Raw genomic sequence first — 7,025 nt, forward strand, 5'->3', positions numbered from 1 at the left:
GGATACCGGGGCCTGTGAAGCGTCAAGCATCCTGTCCCACAGTCTCGCCCGCGCCCGCGCTGCGAGCTGCTGCGTAAGCAGCACAGGAATCCTCCGCATTCATGTGGAGGAGCACGTCAAATGCCGATGGTGCCCGAGGCCGTGTTCGCGATGCTGGCCTGCGCCCGGCTGGGTGCGGTCCACTCGGTGGTGTCCGGCGGGTTCGCCGCCGGAGAGCTGGCGGCACGGATCGACCACGCCAAGCCCAGGGTGGTGCTGTCGGCGTCGTGCGGCATCGAACCCGCCCGGGTCGTGGAGTACAAGCCGCTGCTCGACGCCGCGCTCGAGCAGGCGGAGCACCGGCCCGCGAGCTGCGTCGTCCTGCAGCGGGAGCGCTGCCCCGCCACGCTCGTCGAAGGCAGGAACGTCGACTGGGACGAGAGCGTGGCCAAGGCCGCGCCCGCGGGCTGGTCCGCGACCGGGTCGGCCCCGTCGCCGCCTTCCGCAGGGCGGTGGTCGTCAGCCGCCTGCCCAAGATCCGCTCGGGCAAGATCCTCCGCGCCACCATGCGCGACATCGCCGACGGGACTCCCTACCGCACGCCGTCCACGATCGAGGACCCGGCGGCGCTGACGGAGATCGCCGAAGCCTGGCCGGAAACGTCCAGACCGCCTGAGTGAACAAAGCGCCTTTTGCCGGCAGATGGGGTAATGATGGACCTCCCGCGCCCTCCCGAGGTGGCCATGACAGAGACCCTGAGCTATGCGGACGCCCTGACGATCCTCGGCTGCCAGGAGAGCCGGCTGGTCAAGATCGTGGACTTCGCCGCGACCGTCGCGCTGACCGGCTGGGCCCTGGCCGGAGGCGCGGACGTCGCCCTCGGCGTGTTCGACCTGAAGAACGACGTCGTCCGCTACGGCCAGGACGTCGTCCGGCGCGCGGCGGAGTGGCGGACCGGCGGCAACCGGTTCACCCGCACCCAGCGGCTGTCCGCCGCGCACGCCGTGATCGTGGTCGCCTCCTACTTCGAGGCCCTCGGCGACGCGAAGCTGCCGTTCACGCTGGAACAGCTCGACATGGACCGCGCCGACCAGATCGCCCAGGCCGCCGGCTGGCCGCCGGGGGAGAAGTTCGTCGAGCTGGTCGACAGGCTGCTGATGACCCGGCTGCCCGTGCCGGAACCGCACCGCCCCCACGCCGAGACGCGCGAGGCCGTCGAGCGGGTCTACCGGCAGATGTCCGCCGCCATGGAGACGTACGTCCGAGGGCTGGCGCTGTGGGACGAACTGTCGGTGGACGAGCAGCTCCTGCTGCCCAGGATGCTCGGCGACGAGCCGCCCGCGCACGCCCTGCGCATCTACGACGAGAACTACCGCTTCCTGGCCGCCGACACCCCGGAGTTCGGCGTGTGGAGCCTGGTCACCGAGGCGCACGCGCTCGGCGCGGGGCTGTCGCGGGCGGCGCGCCTGCTGGCCGAGCTGGCCCCGCCCAGGGTGGGCGACCGGCCGATGATCCACCTGGTCAGGATGGCCGCCACCGCGCTCGACCAGCCGCTCATGGCGGGCGGCAGGGCCCCGGAGGACGTCACGCTGCCCCTGCTCGGCGAGGGCTACATCAGCCCGCGGTGCCGGGTCGCGGAGCTGACGCGCGACGCCACGCCCGCCGTGAAGAGCTGGTGGAGCGAGCAGCGCGAGCTGCCCGACACCGAGGTGTTCCTGGTCGGGCACCTCACCTCGCTGCGCGCCACCCAGGCGCCGCTCGTGGTGCTGGGCGAGCCGGGCTCGGGCAAGTCCAAGCTGACCGAGGTGCTCGCCGCGCGGCTGGCCGGGTCGGAGTTCCTGCCGATCAGGGTCGAGCTGCGCGACGTCGTGGCGGAGTCGACGGTCACGTCCCAGATCGAGCAGGGCATCCACGCCATGCTCGACGAAGAAATAGAACAAGGGGTGAAATTTCAGGACTTGGTGGACGCGGGTGATGGCGCGCTGCCCGTCGTCATGCTCGACGGCTTCGACGAGCTGCTCCAGGCCGCGAACACCGGCCGCTACGACTACCTGGAACAGGTGCAGGAGTTCCAGAGCAAGCAGGCCAGGAAGGGCCGGCCCGTCGTGGTGATCGTCACCAGCCGCACCGTCGTGGCCGACCGGGTCCGGTTCCCGCCGGGCGTGCTCGCCGTCCAGCTGCAGCCGTTCGAGGAGGACCAGGTACGGCAGTGGCTGGACATCTGGGACCGCTCCAACCGCGCCCAGCTGGCCAGGCACGGCAGGAAGCCGCTCCCGGCCGAGGTCGCGCTGGCCCAGGGCGAGCTGGCCAGGCAGCCGCTGCTGCTCCTGCTGCTGGCGCTGTACGACGCGGCCGGCAACGCGTTGCAGCGCGACGGCGCCGCGCTCGGCCGCGCCCAGCTGTACGAGTCGCTGATCAGCGACTTCGCCGCCAGGGAGGTCGCCAAGACACCCGGAGTGCGGGCCCTGCCGGCGGAGCGGCAGCGCAGGCTCGTGGACAAGGAGCTGGTACGGCTCGGGGCGGTGGCGCTGGCGATGTTCGCCCGCGGCCGTCCGGTCGTCACGGAGACGGCACTCAACCGGGACCTGCCCGCGCTGTGCGGTGACGGGCGCCTCCAGGACCCCGACAGCCCGGTCAACTGGGCGCAACGGGCCGTCGGACGGTTTTTCTTCGTGCACACGAACGAGGCGAGACCGGCCGACCACCGGGTGCGCAGCTACGAGTTCCTGCACGCGACGTTCGGCGAGTTCCTGGTGGCGTGGCTGGCCGTGTACGCGGTGCGCGAGCTGGTCAGGAAGCACGACCTGGACGACGACGAGCCGCCCGCCGTGGACGACGACCTGCTGTACGCCGTCAGCTCGTTCTCCTGCTTCGCCGAGCGCGGCCCGATGGTCGGCTTCACCAGGGATCTGCTGCGCGCGCTGCCCGACCAGACCCGCGCCCGCGTCGTCGCCCTGCTGGGCGAGCTGCTGCGCGAGTCCCTCCACGAGCGTCGGCGCCGCCTGCACACCGACTTCGCCCCGGTGCGCCACCCGGTGCCCCGCCGCCTCGCCGCCTACTCGGCCAACCTCCTCCTGCTGGTCGCGGGCGCGTCGCAGGGGCCGGTCAGCGTCGCCGAGCTGCTGAAGGACGCGGAGTTCCGCACCTGGCAGTCGTTCGCCTACCTGTGGAGGAGCCAGCTCGGCGTGGAGGGCTGGGAAGGCCTGGTGACGGGCCTGCCGGCGTGCCGGGTCGTGGAGGGAGGGGAGCGCGACATCCTGCTCGGCGGCGAGGCCGAGTCGTGGGACTTCCCGATCGGCGAGTGGTGGCCGGGCGTGCGGGAGATGGACCGGCGCGCGGTGCCCTTCAACGGCTGGTATCTCGTGACCCGGCCGTACCTGCTCGACCTGGGCAACGACCTGCTCACGAGCACGTCGTCGCCGGCGCCGGGCAGCGTCCCGTACCACGCCGCCGTCTTCCGCGGGTCGGGGCAGGTCATCGGCACGACCAGGCTCTTCGACGAGCTGCTTCTCGGCGACGGCGCGGACGCCGAAGAGCGCGTGCAGCTCTACCTGGACGCAGTCGAGGCGGCCGCCCTGTCCCGCAGCGACCGGGCGCTGGCCCTGATCGCGTACGCGCTGCGGGCCGACGGCGCCGCCCTGCCCTTCGCCGACCGTGGCCGCATCCTCAGCGAGCTGCTGAAGGCCGGCGCCGACCAGGCGCTGCTGCGCCCCCTCCTGGAGTCGATGATCGCCGAGCGGTTCGAGAGCTGGCAGAGCCTCGTCCAGGCGGGCATCCCCGAGGAGGTCCTGCGGGAGATCCGCGCCCCGTGAGCCGTCAGGTGGCCGAGCCGTCCACCGGCAGTTCCACCGTGATAGTCAGGCCCCCCTCTTCGCGGGGACGGGCGGTGACCACGCCGTCGTGCGCCTCGGTGATCACCCGGACGATCGACAGGCCGAGGCCGCTGCCACGGTCGGAGCGCAGCCGGTCGCCGTGCAGCCGCCGGAACGGCTCGAAGATCGTCTCGATCTCGTACGGCGGTACCTGCAGGCCGGTGTTGGCCACGACCAGTTCCACCCGCTCGGCCCGCTGCCGGGTCGTCACCCACACCTCGCCCTTGGGGTGGTTGTGCCGGATCGCGTTCTCCACCAGGTTCTGCACCAGCCGCTCCACCAGCACCGCCTCCCCGGCGGTCGGCGCCGAGTCGAGCAGCCGGTGCATCGTCACCTCGCGCTGCGCGGCCTCCTCGGCGGCCTGGTCGAGCACGTGCTCCGCCACGTCCATCAGGTCGAAGGGCTGCCGGTCGAGCACGGCCTGCTCGCCCTCCGTCAGGGCGAGCAGCCCGTCGATGAGCCGCTCGTGCCGCGCGTTGACCAGCAGCAGCGACTCGCCGAGCCGCTTGACGTCGTCGGTCGCGTCCGGACGCCGCACCGCGACGTCCACCAGCGTCCTGTTGATCGTCAGCGGGGTGCGCAGCTCGTGGGAGGCGTTGGCGACGAAGCGCCGCTGGCCGTCGAAGGAGCGGGCCAGCCGGCCGAGCATGGTGTCGAAGATGTCGGCCAGCTCCTTCAGCTCGTCCTTCGGCCCCTGATATTCGATCCGGTCGGCCAGATCGTGGCTCTGCGCGACCCGCCGCGCGGTCTGCGTGACCGACTGGATCGGGCGCAGCACCCAGCCGGCGCCCCGCCAGCCGAGCCCGAACGCGGCGCCCGTCGCGGCCAGCACCGCGATCGCGCCGTAGGTGCGCACGTTGGCCAGCGTGTCGCGCTGGTAGATGACGCGAACCTGGAGCACCCTGTCACGCGCGACCTCGTAGGTGTAGTCACCACGCCAGATGCCGACGCCGTGCGGCACGTTGATGACGGTCGGGGTGGTGAGACCGTTGCGGTATTCCAGGCTCTGCCGCACCACCAGGAACACGGCCGCCACCACGAGCGCGCCGAGAACGAACGCGATCCCGGCGCAGACCAGGGCGAAACGCAGACGGACGCTCATGGGATGCGATATCCCGATCCGGGAATGGTCTCGATGACCTGCGGCTCGCCGAGCTTCTTGCGCAGCTTGGTCATCGTGGTCCGCACGGTGTTGGTGAACGGGTCGATGTGCTCGTCCCACACCTTCTCCAGCAGCTCCTCGGCCGAGACCACCGCGCCCTGCGCGCGCAGTAGCTCGGCCAGCACGCCGAACTCCTTGCGCGCCAGCGGCACGTAGCGGCCCTCGCGGAACACCTGCCGGTGCGCCCAGTCCAGCCGCACCCCCGCCCGTTCCAGCATCGGCGGGTCGGCCCGCCTGGCCCGGCGGCCGAGCGCGTGGACGCGCGCCACCAGCTCCTCGAACGCGAACGGCTTCGGCAGGTAGTCGTCGGCCCCCAGCGACAGCCCCGACACCCGGGACCTGATGTCCCCGGCGGCGGTCAGCATCAGGATCCTGACCGGGCCGCCCTGTTCGGCGATCTTCCTGCACACCTCGTCGCCGTGCGTCATCGGCAGGTCCCTGTCGAGGATCAGCACGTCGTAGTCGTGGATGCTCAGCCGCTCCAGCGCCGCGTCTCCGTCGTAGGCGATGTCGACGGCCAGCGCCTCGCCCCGTAACCCCTCGGCGATCGACTCGGCGAGCATCCGTTCGTCTTCCGCGATCAGAACACGCAACAACGCCCCCATGAAAGATCTAAAGGCCGACAGTTTGCCCCTGCGGATATAACGCGGGCATAACCGCAATCGGTGACGTTCACGTTATCGGTCAGCCGCTGGACTGCCTCCCCTGTGGCCGGAACCCGTCCGGCCCGGACAGGGGAGAGAGCCGATGGTGTCCACCCTCGCGGGGGTTGCTCCGCCGCGCCTGGAGACGCCGGCCGGGGGGCGGCGGCAGGGGCACGCCGTGTTCGGCGTCCTGCTGGCGCTGGCCGCCGCGCTGCGGGTGCTGACGATGCTCGGCTACAACACGGCGCAGCTGTACTGGTACGACTCCTTCGAGTACCTCGACACGGCCGTCCACCTGCGGCCGGGGGAGTACTTCCACCCCGCGGGGTACCCGTGGTTCCTGTGGCTGCTGCGGCCCTTCCACAGCGTCGAGGTGGTGGCCGGGGTGCAGCATGTGATGGGGCTCGGCGTCGGCGTGCTCATCTACCTGTTGCTGCGCCGCTGGTCGCTGCCCGGCTGGGGAGCGGCGCCGGCCACGGTGCCGGTGCTGTTCGACCCGGCCCTCGTGCGCCAGGAGCACGCGATCCTGTCGGACCTGCAGGTCTACTTCCTGGTCACGCTGGCGCTGACCGTGCTGATGTGGCACGCGCGGGTCTCGACGCGGGCGGCCGCGGTGGCGGGCCTGCTGATCGCGCTGGCCGGCCTGACGCGCACCGCGGCCGCGCCGCTGCTCGGCCTGGTCCTGCTCTACCTGCTGGTGCGGCGGGCGGGCTGGAAGCGGGTCGTCGCCGCCGCCACGGCCGGCGCGCTGCCCCTGCTGGCCTACGCGGGCTGGTTCGCCCAGCACCACGGCCGGTTCGCGCTGAGCGGTGCCGACGGCGTCTCCCTGTGGGCCAGGACGATGACGTTCGCCGACTGCGCCGTCATCAAGCCGCCGCCCGACCTGGCGCCGCTCTGCCCGAACGGCACGGTCGTCGACGCCGCCTCCGAGTACGTCTGGGCCCCCGGCGCCTCGCTGAACCGCCTTCCCGGGGGACGTTTCGCCCACAACGCCGAGGCCAGGCGGTTCGCGGTGCAGGCCATCCTCGCCCAGCCGCTCGACTACCTGGGCGACGTCGCCCGCGACACCGCGCTCGCCTTCTCCTGGGAGCCGGTCGCCCACCCCAGGCGGGTGGTGCCGTCGGTCACCTTCCCGCACGGCTCCTGGGCGCTGCCGGAGCAGTTCCCCCTGATCGGCAAGGTCCGCAGCGAGTACGACGGCGACATCCGGGGCCTGGCCTCCGTCGAGCCGTTCGGGACGATCCTGGCCGCCTACCGGTACCCCTGGTTCCTGCGCGGCCCGCTCCTCGGCGTGCTGCTGCTGGCGGGTGGGGTCGGCGCGGCCCTGCGCCGCCGGGCCGCGCTGCTGCCCTGGGGCGCCGCCGGGTT

Annotated in this window: 5 protein-coding genes; 3 read left to right on the forward strand and 2 right to left on the reverse strand. The window is 72.1% G+C overall.

Annotation, left to right across the window (positions count from 1 at the left end; translation table 11 throughout):
* Window positions 1-120 precede the first annotated feature (120 nt).
* Window positions 121-612 (forward strand): AMP-binding protein, encoded by a 492-nt coding sequence (locus tag ABZ297_RS45660; protein ID WP_355360495.1) that lies wholly within the window; start codon window positions 121-123, stop codon window positions 610-612.
* Window positions 613-722: 110 nt separating this feature from the next.
* Complete coding sequence (locus ABZ297_RS45665) at window positions 723-3,791, forward strand: hypothetical protein (RefSeq protein WP_355360498.1); 3,069 nt, start codon at window positions 723-725, stop codon at window positions 3,789-3,791.
* Between the two features lie 4 nt (window positions 3,792-3,795).
* On the opposite strand, the gene ABZ297_RS45670 is transcribed toward ABZ297_RS45665, so the two are convergent.
* Both ABZ297_RS45670 and ABZ297_RS45675 read right to left on the reverse strand, forming a co-directional pair.
* A complete protein-coding gene (locus tag ABZ297_RS45670; RefSeq protein WP_355360501.1) occupies window positions 3,796-4,953 on the reverse strand; it encodes a HAMP domain-containing sensor histidine kinase in 1,158 nt (385 codons plus the stop codon).
* A complete protein-coding gene (locus tag ABZ297_RS45675) occupies window positions 4,950-5,606 on the reverse strand; it encodes a response regulator transcription factor (protein WP_355360507.1) in 657 nt (218 codons plus the stop codon). The genes ABZ297_RS45670 and ABZ297_RS45675 overlap by 4 nt, the downstream gene beginning before the upstream one ends.
* Before the next feature lie 154 nt (window positions 5,607-5,760).
* On the opposite strand from ABZ297_RS45675, the gene ABZ297_RS45680 reads away from it, so the two are divergent.
* Window positions 5,761-7,025: hypothetical protein (locus tag ABZ297_RS45680; RefSeq protein ID WP_355360504.1), on the forward strand; the 1,265-nt coding region annotated here is incomplete at its 3' end.

This window comes from Nonomuraea sp. NPDC005983 (genome assembly GCF_040614375.1).
Taxonomy (GTDB): domain Bacteria; phylum Actinomycetota; class Actinomycetes; order Streptosporangiales; family Streptosporangiaceae; genus Nonomuraea.

Coding starts and splice junctions, on each gene's coding strand:
- ABZ297_RS45660 (WP_355360495.1), top strand. CDS start 121: ATGCCGATGGTGCCCGAGGCCGTGTTCGCGATGCTGGCCTGCGCCCGG.
- ABZ297_RS45665 (WP_355360498.1), top strand. CDS start 723: ATGACAGAGACCCTGAGCTATGCGGACGCCCTGACGATCCTCGGCTGC.
- ABZ297_RS45670 (WP_355360501.1), bottom strand. CDS start 4,953: ATGAGCGTCCGTCTGCGTTTCGCCCTGGTCTGCGCCGGGATCGCGTTC.